The sequence below is a fragment of the Azorhizobium caulinodans ORS 571 genome, from assembly GCF_000010525.1.
In the GTDB taxonomy this organism is placed as follows: Bacteria; Pseudomonadota; Alphaproteobacteria; order Rhizobiales; family Xanthobacteraceae; genus Azorhizobium; species Azorhizobium caulinodans.
This window is the reverse complement of record NC_009937.1, coordinates 1,594,930-1,610,021: the sequence shown is the minus strand read 5'-3', so window position 1 is coordinate 1,610,021 and position 15,092 is coordinate 1,594,930. Positions and strand designations below refer to the sequence as shown.

Annotated in this window: 12 protein-coding genes; 2 read left to right on the top strand and 10 right to left on the bottom strand. The window is 68.2% G+C overall.

Going from position 1 to position 15,092, the window contains the following annotated elements:
- Positions 1–199: 199 nt before the first annotated feature.
- The 5 genes from AZC_RS07280 to AZC_RS07260 are packed head-to-tail and all read right to left on the bottom strand — an operon-like array spanning position 200 to position 4,888.
- The gene (locus AZC_RS07280; RefSeq protein WP_012169942.1) at positions 200–1,081 is read right to left on the bottom strand and encodes an intradiol ring-cleavage dioxygenase; all 882 of its coding nucleotides are present in this window, start codon (positions 1,079–1,081) and stop codon (positions 200–202) included.
- Positions 1,078–1,995, bottom strand: a complete 918-nt coding sequence (locus AZC_RS07275; protein ID WP_012169941.1) for an NAD(P)-dependent oxidoreductase — start codon at positions 1,993–1,995, stop codon at positions 1,078–1,080. The genes AZC_RS07280 and AZC_RS07275 overlap by 4 nt, the downstream gene beginning before the upstream one ends.
- Before the next feature lie 10 nt (positions 1,996–2,005).
- Positions 2,006–3,376, bottom strand: coding sequence for an amidohydrolase family protein (locus tag AZC_RS07270; protein WP_012169940.1), 1,371 nt, complete (start codon positions 3,374–3,376; stop codon positions 2,006–2,008).
- 3 nt (positions 3,377–3,379) lie between these two features.
- Positions 3,380–4,468, bottom strand: a complete 1,089-nt coding sequence (locus AZC_RS07265) for a maleylacetate reductase (protein ID WP_012169939.1) — start codon at positions 4,466–4,468, stop codon at positions 3,380–3,382.
- 45 nt (positions 4,469–4,513) lie between these two features.
- A complete protein-coding gene (locus AZC_RS07260; RefSeq protein WP_012169938.1) occupies positions 4,514–4,888 on the bottom strand; it encodes a Dabb family protein in 375 nt (124 codons plus the stop codon).
- A gap of 108 nt (positions 4,889–4,996) precedes the next feature.
- On the opposite strand from AZC_RS07260, the gene AZC_RS07255 reads away from it, so the two are divergent.
- Positions 4,997–5,911 (top strand): LysR family transcriptional regulator, encoded by a 915-nt coding sequence (locus tag AZC_RS07255; protein WP_012169937.1) that lies wholly within the window; start codon positions 4,997–4,999, stop codon positions 5,909–5,911.
- A gap of 18 nt (positions 5,912–5,929) precedes the next feature.
- Here AZC_RS07255 and AZC_RS07250 read toward each other — a convergent pair whose 3' ends face one another.
- Positions 5,930–7,645, bottom strand: coding sequence for an IlvD/Edd family dehydratase (locus tag AZC_RS07250; protein WP_043880120.1), 1,716 nt, complete (start codon positions 7,643–7,645; stop codon positions 5,930–5,932).
- A 64-nt stretch (positions 7,646–7,709) separates the two neighbouring features.
- Between AZC_RS07250 and AZC_RS07245 the strand changes: the two genes are divergently transcribed.
- Positions 7,710–8,390 (top strand): GntR family transcriptional regulator, encoded by a 681-nt coding sequence (locus AZC_RS07245; protein ID WP_043879035.1) that lies wholly within the window; start codon positions 7,710–7,712, stop codon positions 8,388–8,390.
- A gap of 17 nt (positions 8,391–8,407) precedes the next feature.
- Here AZC_RS07245 and AZC_RS07240 read toward each other — a convergent pair whose 3' ends face one another.
- The 4 genes from AZC_RS07240 to treZ all read right to left on the bottom strand — a co-directional run bounded on the left by AZC_RS07240 (position 8,408) and on the right by treZ (position 15,012).
- The gene (locus AZC_RS07240) at positions 8,408–8,809 is read right to left on the bottom strand and encodes a PEGA domain-containing protein (RefSeq protein WP_012169934.1); all 402 of its coding nucleotides are present in this window, start codon (positions 8,807–8,809) and stop codon (positions 8,408–8,410) included.
- Positions 8,810–8,926: 117 nt separating this feature from the next.
- A complete protein-coding gene (gene pyk, locus AZC_RS07235; protein ID WP_012169933.1) occupies positions 8,927–10,354 on the bottom strand; it encodes a pyruvate kinase in 1,428 nt (475 codons plus the stop codon).
- Between the two features lie 354 nt (positions 10,355–10,708).
- Positions 10,709–13,195 (bottom strand): malto-oligosyltrehalose synthase, encoded by a 2,487-nt coding sequence (treY, locus tag AZC_RS07230; RefSeq protein WP_012169932.1) that lies wholly within the window; start codon positions 13,193–13,195, stop codon positions 10,709–10,711.
- Positions 13,192–15,012 (bottom strand): malto-oligosyltrehalose trehalohydrolase, encoded by a 1,821-nt coding sequence (gene treZ, locus AZC_RS07225; RefSeq protein WP_081433930.1) that lies wholly within the window; start codon positions 15,010–15,012, stop codon positions 13,192–13,194. The genes treY and treZ overlap by 4 nt, the downstream gene beginning before the upstream one ends.
- Between the last annotated feature and the right edge of the window lie 80 nt (positions 15,013–15,092).

Genomic DNA, 15,092 nt, shown 5'->3' with positions numbered 1-15,092 from the left:
CACCGATGGGCACGCCATCGATGCGGGCTTGGGCAGACATGTCTTCCTCCCTCCGCAAGGGGCCCGTTTTCCGGGCTCTCGGTCTGCGGATGTTCGAAACCGCTTGCGCCATCAAGGGCCGGAGATGGCGTCTCCGGACAGACTGAAGCTACTGGGACGTACCGTCCGGCCGGCTCAAGGCGCCGGCCGAATGGCGAGCCTAGGCCGCACGCGAGGCGGCGTTGGAGACCGGATTGAGCCGGAAATCGTAGGTGAGTTCGCACCATGGGCGGTCAACCACGCGACCGTCCGGCGCGGCGCCGGCGGGATGGACGGCGAAGTCGCAGATGAGCGAGTCCTTCACGCCGAAGACCGCATCGCTGTCGAGATAGGCATCGCCCGCCACGAAGACGTGGGTCACGAGCTTCTCATAACCGGGCGCCTCGATCATGAAATGCACATGCGCCGGACGCCAGGGATGGCGCCCCTGGGCCTGCAGCATCTTGCCCACCGGCCCGTCATGGGGGATCGGATAGGCGGCGGGCTTGATGGACCAGAAATGGAAGTGGCCCGCCTCATCGGTGCGGAAGCGGGCGCGGGCGACCAGCCCCTCCCCTTCGTGCTGCACGTCGTAATAGCCGTCCTCGTCCGAATGCCACACGTCCACGATGGCATTGGCGAGCGGCGTGCCGTCGGCCGTGCGCACGGTGCCGGAGGCGAACATGGGCTCGCCCGGCAGATCGCCGGAAATGTCGCTGCCGCAGGGCTGCTCCGGCGGCCCCTCCACATAGAAGGGACCCAGAACCGTGCTCTCCGTCACCGCCTGCTGGTGATCGTGATTGATCGCATCCACCAGCATGGAAACGCCAAGCGTGTCGGAGAGCAGGATGAATTCCTGCCGCGTGCCGGTGCACATGTGGCCGGTGGCGGTGAGGAAGGCGATGCCCTGCTCCCATTCCGCCTGGGTGGGGCGCACCTCGCGGATGAAATCGTGCAGGTGGCGAACCAGCGCCTCGCTGATCTGCCGGGTGCGGGCGTCCGGCGTGTTGGCGACCCGCTCCAGCACGGCCTGCGTGATGGTGAACTGATCGAAGTTCCTCATGCGAGCCTCCCTTCATTCTGTTCAAGGTCCGGCTCGCCGAGGCCGGCCAGCCATTCCGCAAGGCGTACGGTGGAGATGAAATCCGCTTCGCCCTCGCCCCGCCCGATGAGCGCGCCATAGACCTCGCGCGTCAGGGTCGCGAGCGGCATGGCCATGTCCGCCGCGTGCCCGGCGCCGACGATCAGGTCGAGGTCCTTGGCCATCTGGCGGCAGGAGAAGGTGGAGTTGAAGTCGCGCGTCTCCAGGCTCTTGGCCTTGTAGTGCACCATGGGCGAGCCCACCGCGCTGTTGGTCAGCACGTCGAGGATGTCCTGCCAGGCCAGGTTGCCCTTGCGGGCCAGGACGATGCTCTCACCCATCATGGCGGCGGAGACGGCAATCATGAGATTGACCGCCAGCTTGGCGTAGCGGGCCTCTTCCGCCGTCCCGAGATATTTCTGCGCCCGCGTGAAGGCCTGGGCGACCGGCAGGAAGGTGTCAAAGGCGGCTTTCGGGCCGGACACGAAGCAGGTGAGATTGCCGGTATGGGCGATCGCCGCATTGCCGGAGACCGGCGCCCGCAGATAGGCGATGCCGCGCGCGTCTGCCGCCTGCGCCACTTCGGCCGAGATGCCGGGGCTGACGGTCGAGGTCTCCACCAGGATCGTACCCTTGCGCATGCTCTGGAACAGCGGGCCATCGAGAGCGACCGCCCGCAGCGCCTTGTCGTCCGGCAGGGATGTGAAGACGATGTCGCGCGTTGCGGCATCCGCGAGCGTCGCGGCGGGCTTCACGCCGCTGGCGGCCGCCTCGGAGATGCGCTCCTGATCCCGGTCCGTGCCCGCGATGTCGTAGCCTGCGGCGGCAAGGCGGGTGGAGATGGGAAGGCCCATCTTCCCGAGCCCGATCCAGCCAAGTGTGAGCGTTTCCGTCATCCCCGTCTCCTCACGCCGCCGTCCGCTTGAGACCGAGCTCGTCCACGATGCGCGCGCCGGAGCGGGCGAGACGGGCGAGCGTGTCGTCGAGCGCTGCGGCCAGCAGCTTGCCATTCTTCTTTCGGAAGCGGCCGGCGATCATCACCGCCTCCACGTCTCCCCGCCCCGCCTGCATGACGACGGTGGCCACCGGATCATGCACCGGTTGCAGATGCAGCGCGCGGGCATCGATGAGCGTGATGTCCGCCTGCTTGCCGGGCGCGAGCGAACCGATGCGCCCCTCCTGCCCCAGCATCCGCGCGCCTTCGATGGTGATCCATTCCAGCGCCTGCCGCACCCGCACGGTGGAGGTCGGCGGAATGGCCCCGGTGTCGCGGCGGCTGTCGGTATTGTCGAGCACACGCTGCATGCCCAGCGCGACGCGCGCGACGCCCATCATGTCGCCCGCCAGCACGGATTCCAGATCGACGCCCAGCGAGGGGGCAACGCCGCGCTTCAGCAGGCGGCCGGTGACGGGAAAGCCGTGGCCCTGCGTCATCTCGTTCTCGGGCGTCACCGAGAAGGAAGCGCCCTGATCCACCAACGCCGAGAAGAGCGCGTCGGAGAGGTCGTTGCCATGCACCACATTGATGCCCGGCCCCACCAGCCCTTCGTCGAGCAGCGTCTCCCAGCCACCCGGTGTCTTCGCCGCTCCCCCGCCCTGATGCATGGAGGCGACGAGGCCGAACTCCCGCGCCATCCGGAAATCCGCGCGGGCGACCTCCAATGTCGAATAATGGGGGCCGAGGATGGCGAGGCCGAGGGTCATCAGCCCGTCCTCGCCGGAGAACATCCCCCGGCGTAGCCGCTCGATCTCGGCGCGCGGATGCGGCACTTCCGAGAAATGGGGCTCGCCGGGCTTCGGGTCCGGCTTGGGCGAGCCGTGGAAGAAGGCGGCGCGGATGCCGCTCCGTGCCAGCGCCTCGACCGCCGCATCCGTATGCTCGGGGGTGGGATTGTTATGGCACCAGTCCACGAGCGTGGTGGTGCCCGCATCGATCTGCCCCAGCGCGCCCACGAGGGTCGCGATGCCGATGTCCTCCGGCCGGAAGCGCGTGGCGAGCCCCGCATGCACCCAGCGGAAATATTCCAGCAGCGTCCAGTCCGCCGCGAGGCTGCGCAGGCCGGTCTGCCAGGTGTGCATGTGCGCATTCACGAAGCCCGGCACCGCGATGCGGCCCTCCGCGTCCACCCGCTCCGCGTCATCCGCCTGAAGGACCGGCGCGATGGCAATAATGCGGTCGTCCTCGACGAGAATGTCGCCCTTGGGCAGGTCCCCGACGGCCCCGTCCATGGACAGGATGGTCGCGCCGGTGATGAGGGTGCGGGAGGGGCGCGCCATGGCTCAGGCCGCCTCTTCTGCGGGGACCGCCGCGACCGGCCGCTCGCCCGCATGGGCGCGGGCGATGAGATCGCGGATCGCCTCGCGGGTGATGGGCCGCGGGTTCCAGTAGGGGCTTTCCACCGCGAGATCGGCAGCGCGCTCGATGCCATCCGCCGGCATGCCGATGTCCGCAAGGGCGCGGGGCGCGCCCAGCGCCCGGACGAGATCGAAGATGCCCTGCGCCGCATCGGGCGCGCCGAGGGCGCGCGTGATGGCGGCCATGGCCTCTGGCGCAGCCGGCGCATTATAGGCCACCGCATGGGAGAGGACGATGGTGTGCGTCTCCGCATGGGGCAGATTGAAGGTGCCGCCGAGCGTGTGACAGAGCTTGTGGTGCAGGGCCATGCCCACCGCGCCGAGGCAACAGCCGGCGAGCCAGGCGCCGTAAAGCGCCATGCCCCGCGCTTCCATGTTGCCCGGCTCGTGGACGAGGATCGGCAAAGCCGATGACAGGCTGCGGATGCTGTCCTCCGCCATCAGCGAGATCACGGGATTGCGGTCGCGGGCATAAAGCGCCTCCACCGCATGGGCGATGGCATTCACGCCCGACGTGGCCGACAGGGCGGCCGGCAGGCCGACGGTGAGATCCACGTCATAGATCACCGCCTCGGGCAGCACGTTGAGCGAGCGGAGCGTGGTTTTCCGCCCGTCCTGCGTCTCGCCGAGGATGGGCGTCATCTCGGAGCCGGCATAGGTGGTAGGAATGACGAGCTGCTTCACCCCGGTGCGCAGCGCCAAGGCCTTGCCAAGGCCGGTGGTGGAGCCTCCGCCCACCGACACCACGCAATCCGCGCCGCTCTCGCGCAAGGCGGCAAGCGCCATCTCCGTTACCTCGACGGGCGTGTGCATGACCGCGCCCGGAAACACGCCAGCGGATACGGCACCGAGCAAAGCGGCGATCCGCTCGCCCTCCCCTGCCTGCTGGGGCGTGGTCAGAACGAGCGCGCGCTGCGCCCCGAGGCGCGCCACCTCGGTCGCGACTTCGGCCACCGTGCCGCGGCCGAACCGGACGCGGATGGGCAGGGCATCGTAAGTGAAGCTCATGTTCATGACGCTGTCCTTCCTCGGCGGCCGATGCCGGCCGCGCCGCAGGGTTCAGGCGCCGGCGAAGAGTTCGCCGCGGGATGCGCGATCGGGCTCAAGGGCCGGGGACGCGGCCGGCTCGGCCACATAGTCCACCTGGAAGCGGGCGATGCGCAGATCCCCCAATTCCTGACGCACCCTCAGGTGCTCGGGATGGGTGGCATAGGCCTCCAGATCGGCCTGTGTCTCGAATTCGGAGACGAGCACCACGTCGCAGGCATAATCGACATCACTGATGTCGATGCCCACTTCCACATGGGTCAGGCCGCGGACGCGGCCGCGCAGGCCCTCGAAGGCCCTTTTCACCTTGAGACGGGCGGCGGCGCGCGCTTCGCGCGTATCTCCGCCGACCCGCCACATCACAATGTGGCGGACGGGTCCGGTCATATTGGCGTTTCCTCGACCTTATTGGTCTTTGATTGCTTGCAGTTTTGACTTGCACGCGGTGGAAATAAACCGGAATTTTCGGAACGGTCTTTTGCGCGGAGCGGAAAGATGGATCGCCTGGCCCAGATCGAGGTCTTCCTGAAGACGGCCGAATTGCGCAGCCTCTCCCGCGCGGCCGAGGCGCTGGGTATGTCGAACGCCGCCGTGAGCCGCCATCTCTCGGCGCTGGAGGAGCGCCTGTCCGCCCGGCTCGTCGAGCGCAACACGCGCCGCCTCTGGCTCACGGAAGCCGGACAGGAATTCTACCAGCGCAGCGGCGCGCTCCTTGCCGAGCTCGCCGAGGCGGAGGAGGCCGTCAATGAGCACACGCTTTCTCCGCAGGGATTGTTGCGTGTGACGAGTTCTTTGTCCTTCGCCACCATCTATCTGGCGCCCATGCTCCCGGAGCTGCGCCGGCTCTATCCCAAGCTCAGCGTGCACATCGCGGTGGCGAACCGCTATCTCGACTTCATCGAAGCGGGGATCGATGTCGCCATCCGCACCCGCCTGCACGAGCCGGACACCAACATCGTGGTGCGGCGGCTCGGGCGCATGCGCCGGGTGCTGGCCGCCTCCCCCGCCTATCTGGAGGAACGCGGCCGGCCGAAGGAGCCCGCCGACCTCGCCCGGCATGACATGCTGGTCTACAATCTGGCGCAGGATCCCTTCTCCCTGCGCCTCTCCAAGGGCGAGGCAGAGCGCACCGTCCGCATCACCGCGGCGCTCGATTGCAATGACGGGCAGGTGATCCGGCAGGCGGCCATCGCCGGGCTCGGCATTCTCGTCCAGCCCCTCTACATCGTGCAGGAGGATCTCGAGGCCGGGCGGCTGGTGCCGGTGCTGCTGGACTGGCAACTGCCCATGCTGACCATGAACATTGCCTACCAGAACCGCGAGCGTCTGCCGGCCAAGATCCGCGTCTTCACGGACTTCCTGGTCAATTACGTGCGGCGGACCTCGGACGGCGGCATCTGGTCCGCGTGAGCGCACCGACGCGACCCGTCAGCAGAAATCGAAATCGCACCCCTCGTCCGCCTGAAGGACGTGGGTAAGATAAAGGTGCTGATAGCCGCGCGCCGCCTCGGCCAGATGGGCGGGGGGCGTCCATTCCGCCCTGCGGCGTTCGAGCTCCTCATCCGGCACCAGCAGCGCGATCTCGCGTGCCGCCACGTCGAGGCGGATGGTGTCGCCGCTGCGCACGAGACCGAGCGGGCCGCCGACCGCCGCCTCCGGCGTGATGTGCAGAACGATGGTGCCAAAGGCCGTGCCGCTCATCCGGGCATCGGAAATCCGCACCATGTCCTTCACGCCCGCCTGCGCCAGCTTCTTCGGGATCGGCAGATAGCCGGCCTCCGGCATGCCCGGCGCGCCCTTGGGGCCGGCGTTGCGCAGCACCAATACGTCATCCGCCTGCACATCAAGACCCGGATCGTCGATGCGGTTCACCATGTCCTCGACGCTGTCGAAGACCACCGCCCGCCCGGTGTGGCGCAGCAGGGCCTCGGAGGCGGCGGAATGCTTGATGACCGCGCCGCCCGGCGCCAGATTGCCGCGCAGCACGGCCATGCCGCCGAACGGCTTCAGCGGCGCGCTGGCGGGGCGGATGATGGCTTGGCCGGGCACCTCCTCGGCGGCGTCCGCAATCTCGCCGATGGTACGTCCGTCGATGGTGGGCGCGCTGCGGTCGAGGTGATCGCCCAGCTCTTTCATCAGCTTCGGCACGCCGCCGGCCCAGTGAAAGTGCTCCATGTAATGGTCGCCCGAGGGCTTCAGGTCGATGAGCACAGGCACGGATCGACCGATGGCATCGAAGGCGTCGAGATCGACGGAGAGGCCGGCCCGGCGGGCGATGGCGGCGAGATGCACGAGCCCGTTGGTGGAGCCGCCAATGGCCTGAAGCACCGTCAGCGCATTGCGGAAGGCGGCAGGCGTGAGCAGATCGCGCGGCGTCGGCCCATGGGTTGCCAGTTGCACCGCCTGACGCCCGCTCGCCTCGGCCGCACGGATGCGGTCCGCGTGGGTGGCGGGAATGGTGCCCGTCCACGGCAAGGCGATGCCCAGCGCCTCCACGAGACAGCCCATGGTGCTGGCCGTGCCCATGACCATGCAGGTGCCCTGCGTCGGCGCGAGGCGGCCCGAGAGCACGTCCATCTCCTCCGCATCGAGATGCCCGGCCCGGTGCTGGCCCCAGAGCCGCCGGCAATCGGTGCAGGCGCCGAGGATTTCGCCCTTGTGATGGCCGACCAGCATCGGCCCGGTGATGAGCTGGATTGCGGGCACATTGGCGCTCACCGCGCCCATGAGCTGGGCCGGCACGGTCTTGTCGCAGCCGCCGATCAGCACCACCGCGTCCATGGGCTGGGCGCGGATCATCTCCTCCGTATCCATGGCCATGAGATTGCGCAGGAACATGGAGGTGGGGTTGGAGAAGGATTCGTGGATGGAGACGGTGGGAAACTCCATCGGCAGACCGCCGGCGAGCATCACCCCGCGCTTCACCGCCTCGATGAGGCGCGGCACGTTGCCGTGGCAGGGATTGAAGTCGCTGAAGGTGTTGGTGATGCCGATAATCGGCCGATCCAGCGCATCGTCCGAATAGCCGGCCGCCTTGATGAAGGCCTTGCGCAGGAAGAGCGAAAAGCCCGGATCGCCATAGCTGGCAAGGTTGCGGCGCATGCCGCGGGCGGCGGGTGGGGTCTCGTCATCGGCGCTGGTCATGGGGCATTGGAAGCGGTTGTTGCCAGGATTGTCAACAATATCGAACAGCGTTATTTCGGAGCCCATGGAAGCCGCTGCCAAGCAACAGACCACGGACCGCGTCCGCGCCATCGCCGCGACACTGGAGGAGGAGATCGTGCTCGGCTGGCTGCTGCCGCGCGAGCGCCTCGTCGAGGAGGAACTGGCCGCCCGCCTCGAGGTGAAGCGCCACGTAATCCGCGAGGCGCTGTCAGAGCTGGAGCGGCTGGGGCTGGTGGAGCGCGTGCCCAACCGCGGCGCGGTGGTCAAATCCCTCGCGCCGGATGACGTGCGGCAGATCTATGCCGTGCGCGAGGCGCTGGAGACGCTCGCTGCCGCCGAGATCCCCCTGCCGGTGGACGCCGGCCTCCTGGCCGCGCTGGAAGCCGTTCAGGCCCGGCATTCGGCCGCGGTCGCGAGCGGCGATGCGCGGGCGGCCTTCCGCGCCAACATGGTCTTCCATGAGACGCTGTTCGCGGCCTGCGGCAATCCGCATCTGGCCGAACTGATCGCCGCCATGGCCCACAAGGTGCACGGCGTGCGGTCCATGACCGCCGCCAGCCCCGAGCATCTCGCCCGCGCCCGCGACGAGCATGTGGCGATGATTGCGGCGCTCGCGGGCGGCGATCGCGCGGGGCTTGTCGATCTCTGCCGCCGGCATCTGACGCCCTCGCGCGACGTCTATATCGCCGCAGCCGAGAGCCGCCTGAAGTCCGGCCGGGGCTGACCCGGCCGGGCTGCCCCTCAGGAGCGCTTGCCGGGCTTAGCCACCGGCCGCAGCGTGACGGTGATAGGGTTGGGATAGTGCTCCAGATCGGCACCGTTCGCCGCATCCACGCCCATGCCGATCAGGCCGCCGGCTATGAGGTTCCCGGCGACCGCGCCCTGCCCGTCCTGCGAGCTGCGCGTACGCACCTCCACCACCTCGGGCTCGTAGCCGTCCTTGGTGATGGTGACGGTGAATTCGTCCTTGCGACCCGCCATGATGGTGCACGGGCTCGTGCAGTCATAGCCGAGCGTCGTCGAAACCTTCGCGCCCGCGGGCTCCGTCACCACCTGCACCTTCGACGTGGTGCCGCGGGTCACGGTGGCGCAGCCGGCCAGCAGAACCGCCATCGCCAGCAGACCCACGTAGTGTCTCTTCATGATCCAGACCTCGATGCTCCCGATGGCGGGGTCATGCGGGCCGGACGGAGCGAGGTCAACGACACAAACGGGGTCGAAAAGACAGCCCGGCCACGGGGTGGCCAGGCTGTCGGGCGGTCAGCGCGCGGAGCCGCCGAGGGAGAAGACGCGCAGGTTGTTTGTGGTGCCGGACTGGGCAAAGGGAATGCCCGCCACCACGACCGCGAGATCACCGGGCCCGCCGAAATTCTCGTCCACCAGCGCCTTGCGGGCCGTCGCCACCATTTCCTCATAGGTGGTCACGTCCTGGGACGGCACGCTGTGCACGCCCCACATGAGGGAGGCCCGGCGGGCCACGGCGAGATTGGGCGTCAGTGCCACGATGGGCAGCGCGGGCCGCTGGCGCGCGATGCGGGCCACCGTGGTGCCGCTCGACGTATAGCCGACGATGGCCTTCGCCCCGATGGTCTCCGCAAGGCCGGCCCCGGCGGCAGCCACCGCGTGGGGCGGCGACTGCTCGGGATCGAGCGCGGAGGCAGAGATGAAGGAGCGATAGAGCTTGTGGCGCTCGGTGGCCGAGATGATGCGGTCCATCATGGTCACGGCCTCGACCGGATAGCTGCCGGTTGCGGATTCCGCCGAGAGCATCACCGCATCCGCCCCGTCATAGATGGCGGTGGCGACGTCGGAGGCCTCCGCGCGGGTGGGCGTCGGGGCGTTGACCATGGATTCGAGCATCTGCGTCGCCACGATCACGGGCTTCGCCGCAAGGCGGCAGGCGCGCACCAGTTCCTTCTGGCGGCCGGGCACTTCCTCATGCGGGATTTCGACGCCGAGATCGCCGCGCGCCACCATCACCGCATCCGACATGCGGACGATGTCCTCGATATGCTCCAGTGCCGAGGGCTTCTCGATCTTGGACATGATGCCGGCGCGGTCGCCGATGATGCCGCGCGCCTCGATCACGTCGGAGGCCCGCTGCACGAAGGAGAGCGCCACCCAGTCCACGCCGAGCGAGAGACCGAATTCCAGGTCCTCGCGGTCCTTCGCGGTGAGCGGGGAGAGGTCAAGGATCGTGCCGGGCAGGTTCACGCCCTTGCGGTTGGAGATGACGCCGCCGATGACCACTTCGGCGTCGATGAAATCATCGCCCACGCCCTGCACCCGCACGCGCACCCGGCCGTCGTCGATGAGCAGGTCCTGCCGGGGCGCGATGGCGGCGAAGATTTCCGGATGGGGCAGCGGAATGGCATCGCGGTCGCCGTCCGCGCCGTGAAGCACGAAACGGATCTTCTCGCCCGCCTGCACGGTGATGCGGCCGTCCTTGATGGTGCCGACGCGGATCTTCGGCCCCTGAAGGTCCTGAAGAATGCCGATGGGGCGCCCCATCTCGATTTCGAGGGCGCGGATCGAAGCATGCACCGCCGCATGGTTCTCACGGCTGCCGTGGCTGAAATTCATCCGGAAGGTATCGACGCCGGCGAGATACAGGGCCTTCAGCACCGCAGGATCGGAGCTCGCCGGCCCCACGGTTGCGACGATCTTGGCGCGACGATTGCGATGCATTGGCGTCTCCGGCCCTTAAGGCCGCTCCTCAGGCTGGGATGATGGCCCGATGTTGACGTTTGCGGGTGACGGGCCAGCGTCGGGCGGTTGGGCATGCCGCTCGCCGAGGATCACCCCGACACGCACGCACTGCCGCCGCGCATCCAATCCGAGAGCGTGACCATGATCAAGCGCACGCGGGCCGCTGCCCCCAGCCCGTGGGGTATCGCCGCCACCCAATACCCCCAATGCGTGCAAGCTGCGGCGCAACCACACGAATAGGCTGTCGAGGGAGATGTCAAAGATGTGAAGGGAAGCGACGGGTCAGCACCTGCGCGCCGCCCGCCCTCCCGACTGATCGCGGAGGCGTTGGTCTCAGGAGGCCCGCGCCCGTGCGATCAGGAAGGGCCAGTCGGACGCGAGCGTCGTCGCCACATCGCCCGCGAGAGGAGCCCCGTCCAGGCCCGCCCACTCCTGCGTGCCCCACCCATCCTCGAAGGAGAGGGAGGCTGGCGCCTCATTGGCCGTAGGGACCCGCGTCGGCACAATCACGCGCACCGCCGAGCCCTCATGCCGCCGCTCGAAGCCGAACCAGCGCCAAGGCGAAGGAGCAAGGCGCAGGGGGGTGTAGCTGCCGCGCGTCAGTGCGACCTGCGTTCGGCGCAAGGACAGGAGGCGCCGCACCAGCTCGCTTTTCTCCCGATCTGTGTCCGGCATCTCGCCATGGCCGGCCAGGGCCGCGCGCCGCGCCTCCCAGTCCACGGGACGGCGGTTGTCGGGGTCCACCAGAGAGAAGTCCCGGAACTCGGTCCCCTGATAGATGTCCGGCGTGCCCGGCAGCGTGTGCTGGAGGATGGTCTGGGCCAGGCCGACGATGCGGCCCGCGGGCTCAAGTTGCCGGACCAGCGTTTCGATCCCGGCCCGCACGGCCTCTCCCTGCGCCGCGGAAATGATCTGCGCCGCGAAGGCGGCCGCTGCGTCCTCATACTCGGCGTTGGGAGTTTCCCAATTGGTGTGCCGCTTGGCCTCGCGCAGCGCCTTGGTGAGATACGCGGTGACGCGCTCCTCCGAGAGCGGCCATGCCGAAACAAGCGTCTGAAGGATCATCACCTGATCCAGCGCATCCGGCTGCGCCTGACCCGAGACATTCGCTGCCAGCGCCTCGCACGCTTCGCGCGTGTCTCCCCGGAAGCCGAGCCAGAGGTCCGGCATTGTGCTGATGGCGGCGAGGCGCGCGCGCGTATCCGGCCCGCGCTTGGTGTCGTGGGTCGCAAGAGGGATAAGGTCGCGCATGCCCGCAGAGGCCCGCGCCTCGGACGCGGTGTGTATGGCCTCGAGGGTGCGGGCCGGATGATCAAGACTCCCGCCCACCTCATTGACGCAGAGCAGTACGGGATAGCGATACAACTCCGTGTCCTCGAACCCCTTGGCCATGGCCGGACCGCTGAGCTGCTGGAACCGCTCGCGGAAGCGACGGTCGCTGTCGAGGCGCGGGGCCCGCAGCCGGTCCAGCAGCACCGCCCCGGCCGCATTGGTCAGCGGATCCTCGGCGGCGGCCATGCCTTCAGCGATGGCGTCCCAGAGTGCTTCATCTTCCGGTCCAGCGGCATCCCATGTGGCGTAGGAGCGGTAGACCGGGCAATGAACCAGGAGGGCCGAAACCGCGTCACGAATGGCAGCGTCGGTCAGATCGCCCTCGCGCATGGCCTCGTCGAGCCCGTCGCGGGCCAGCGCGGCGAGGGAGTCCACCTCCGCGGCAAGGCTGCCCTGCAACACCTGCCGCTTGGCCTCGGCAAGGCGCGCGGCCGTCGTGCCCACCAGCACGTTGCGCGCGCGCAGATCCTCTTCCAGCGTCCGGTATCCCGGCTCGTCCACGAAGACACCGTTGATGTCGTTCAGGCGCTCATAGCCGGTCGTGCCATCGATGGGCCAGGGACGCAGCTTCTCCCCCGGCTCCAGGATCTTCTCCACGAAGATCGGCACGTCCGGCCCCACCGCCCGGCGCAGGCGTGCGCAATATCCCGCCGGATCGGCCAGCCCGTCCACGTGATCGACCCGCAGGCCATGCACCCGCCCCTGCCGCACCAGATCGAGCGGCAAACGGTGGACGAAATCGAACACCTCGCGATCCTCGATCCGCACGCCGACGAGATCGGTGATGTTGAAGAAGCGCCGGTAGTTGAGATCGTGGGCGGCGGTACGCCACCAGGCGAGGCGCCAGTGCTGGGCTTCGATGATCTCGGCCAGATCCACCCGTGTCAGCGCCGCTTCCAGCGCGGCGCGATCATCGATCCCGAGGGCGCCGAGGTCCTCCTTCAAGCCGGCGGCTTCCATGATCTGGCGCACGCTTTCGGGCCGAAGGGGGAAGACGTTGCCGCCATAGCACAGCACGATGCGCCGGGTGTCGTAATGGGGCTGAAGCGAGAAGGCGCCAGCTTCCAGAGTCGCGCGCAGCGGCTCGCCGAGCACCGGAAGCAGCAGCTTGCCCGTCTCCCAGAACACGTCGAACAGACGCGCCCCGTCCGCCTCCGGCCCGCACTCCAGCATCTGCATCCAGAAGGGATTGTGCTGGGAGGCGGCCATATGGTTGGGCACGATGTCGAGCAGAAGGCCCATGCCGTTGGCCGTCAAAGCCCGCGAGAGCCGGTCGAAGCCCTCGTCCCCACCGAGTTCCGGGTTGATGCGCGTGGGATCAACCACATCATAACCGTGCGTGGAGCCCGGTACGGCAACGGTGAGCGGCGAGGCGTAGAGATGGCTCACGCCGAGCCCCGCGAGATAGGGCACGAGCGCTTCGGCGTCGGCGAAGGTGAAACCCTTGTGGAACTGCAGCCGATAGGTGGCGATAAGATCGGGGATCATGCGGCGGCGCGGCTCCAGAGGACGGCGGCGAAGGCTCCGAGTTCCAGACTGCCCTCGGGCAGCAGGTCCACCTCGCCGATATGCGCATCGGCCGGCAGTCCGGCGACGAGATCCGGAAGCGGAACGGTCGCGGACAGGGAAGCGGCGTTGAGGGCCATAACGAGCGTGCCGGCCGCAAAGTGCCAGGATACGCAGAGCCCCTCCCCTTGCCGCTCGACCGTGCTGCCCACATAGGCGCTCGCGGTCAACGGCCAGACGAGATCACGGCGCAGGCCGGCCAGCCGGCGGAAGGCATCAAGGGCCGCGCGGGCGCGCTCATCGGAGAAATCCTCGGGCCGGAGCTTCGCGGCATGGAAGGTGGCATCGTCCAGCGGATCGGGAAACGTCGCTTCCCCATGAGCCGCGAAGAAGTCCCCGAACTCCGAACGGCGTCCATTGCGGACCGCATCGGCCAGTTCGCCGTCGAAGTCGCAGAAAAAGGGGAAAGGCGTGGGCAGTTGCGCTTCCTCCCCCATGAAGAGGAGCGGGATCTGCGGCGAGAGCATCAGAACGAAATGAAGAAAGGCGAGCCGTTCCGGCGACAGGGTGGCCGCCAGCCGGTCACCCAGCGGACGATTGCCGATGTGGTCGTGGTTCTGCACGAAGCTGACGAAGGCATCGGGCGGGAGATGGCCGGACGGCGTCCCCCGCGGATGGCCGCCCGCATCGGGAAAGGCCTCGCCCTGGAAGACGAAGCCGCTCCCAAGCGCCCGTTCGGCCGCAGCGGCCGGATCGCGGGCATAGGGGGCGTAATAGCCGGTCTGCTCTCCGCTTGCCATCACATGGAAGACGTGGTGCCAGTCGTCGTTCCACTGGGCGGTGAACAATTGGTCATCACGGCTCATCCAGCCGGCGACGTTGTCGTGGTTCTCCAGCACGAGGAAGGCATCGGGTCGCACCGCGCGGCACCCTTCCGCCAGTTCGCGCAGAAAGGTTTCCGCACCATCCGTGGCAAAGGCGTGCACGGCATCGAAGCGCAGGCCGTCAAAGCCGAAGTCCGCGAGCCAGTAGGCCGCATTCTCCACGAAGAAGCCACGGACGACTTCGCTCTCAAGGTTCAGCGCCGCGCCCCACGGGGTGCCGATGTCCTCCCGAAAGAAGGATCGGGCATAGAGCGGCATGTAGTTCCCGCGCGGACCGAAGTGGTTATAGACCACGTCCAGCATCATGCCGATGCCGCGGGCATGGGCGGCGTCGATCAGCGCGCGCAGGTCATCGGGCGTGCCATAGGCGCGATCGGGCGCATAGAGCAGGACGCCATCGTAGCCCCAGTTGCGGCGGCCGGGGAAATCCGCGACCGGCAGCAGTTCGAGGACGGTGAAGCCGGCGTCGCGATAATGGTCCAGCCGGTCGATGAGAGCGCGGAACGTGCCCTCCGGGGTGGCCGTCCCGACATGGACTTCCGCAATCACGGCTTCCGTCCAGGGACGCCGCCACGGGCGGGGCATGAGCTGCGGCACGCCAACGACGACGCTCCAGCCCTCGGCATCCTCCGCCTGCATGCGCGACGCGGGGTCCGGCACCGCCTGGTCACCGACCCGGAAGCGATAAAACGTTCCGGGCGCCGCCTGCGCGATCACGGCTTCATGAAACCCATCCGCGCTGCGCGCCATTTTGAAGCCGCCGTGTCCCTCCAGCTCCACCGTGACGGACGGCGCATCCGGAGCGAACAGGCGGAAGCGCGTGCCATCCCCCAGCCATTCGGCGCCGAAGCGAAAGAGAGGCCGTCCGGTGTCAGCCGAGGGATCGAGCGAGGAACGCGAGGACGCATGATGCATGGGGTGGAGCCGCCTCCGGTGCAGGACGGTTGGTAACGTTGCCGTGGCCAAGACGTTCCACCACCAACGCGTCCCGGTCT

Coding starts and splice junctions, on each gene's coding strand:
- AZC_RS07280 (WP_012169942.1), bottom strand. CDS start 1,081: ATGAGGAACTTCGATCAGTTCACCATCACGCAGGCCGTGCTGGAGCGG.
- AZC_RS07275 (WP_012169941.1), bottom strand. CDS start 1,995: ATGACGGAAACGCTCACACTTGGCTGGATCGGGCTCGGGAAGATGGGC.
- AZC_RS07270 (WP_012169940.1), bottom strand. CDS start 3,376: ATGGCGCGCCCCTCCCGCACCCTCATCACCGGCGCGACCATCCTGTCC.
- AZC_RS07265 (WP_012169939.1), bottom strand. CDS start 4,468: ATGAACATGAGCTTCACTTACGATGCCCTGCCCATCCGCGTCCGGTTC.
- AZC_RS07260 (WP_012169938.1), bottom strand. CDS start 4,888: ATGACCGGACCCGTCCGCCACATTGTGATGTGGCGGGTCGGCGGAGAT.
- AZC_RS07255 (WP_012169937.1), top strand. CDS start 4,997: ATGGATCGCCTGGCCCAGATCGAGGTCTTCCTGAAGACGGCCGAATTG.
- AZC_RS07250 (WP_043880120.1), bottom strand. CDS start 7,645: ATGACCAGCGCCGATGACGAGACCCCACCCGCCGCCCGCGGCATGCGC.
- AZC_RS07245 (WP_043879035.1), top strand. CDS start 7,710: ATGGAAGCCGCTGCCAAGCAACAGACCACGGACCGCGTCCGCGCCATC.
- AZC_RS07240 (WP_012169934.1), bottom strand. CDS start 8,809: ATGAAGAGACACTACGTGGGTCTGCTGGCGATGGCGGTTCTGCTGGCC.
- pyk (WP_012169933.1), bottom strand. CDS start 10,354: ATGCATCGCAATCGTCGCGCCAAGATCGTCGCAACCGTGGGGCCGGCG.
- treY (WP_012169932.1), bottom strand. CDS start 13,195: ATGATCCCCGATCTTATCGCCACCTATCGGCTGCAGTTCCACAAGGGT.
- treZ (WP_081433930.1), bottom strand. CDS start 15,012: ATGCATCATGCGTCCTCGCGTTCCTCGCTCGATCCCTCGGCTGACACC.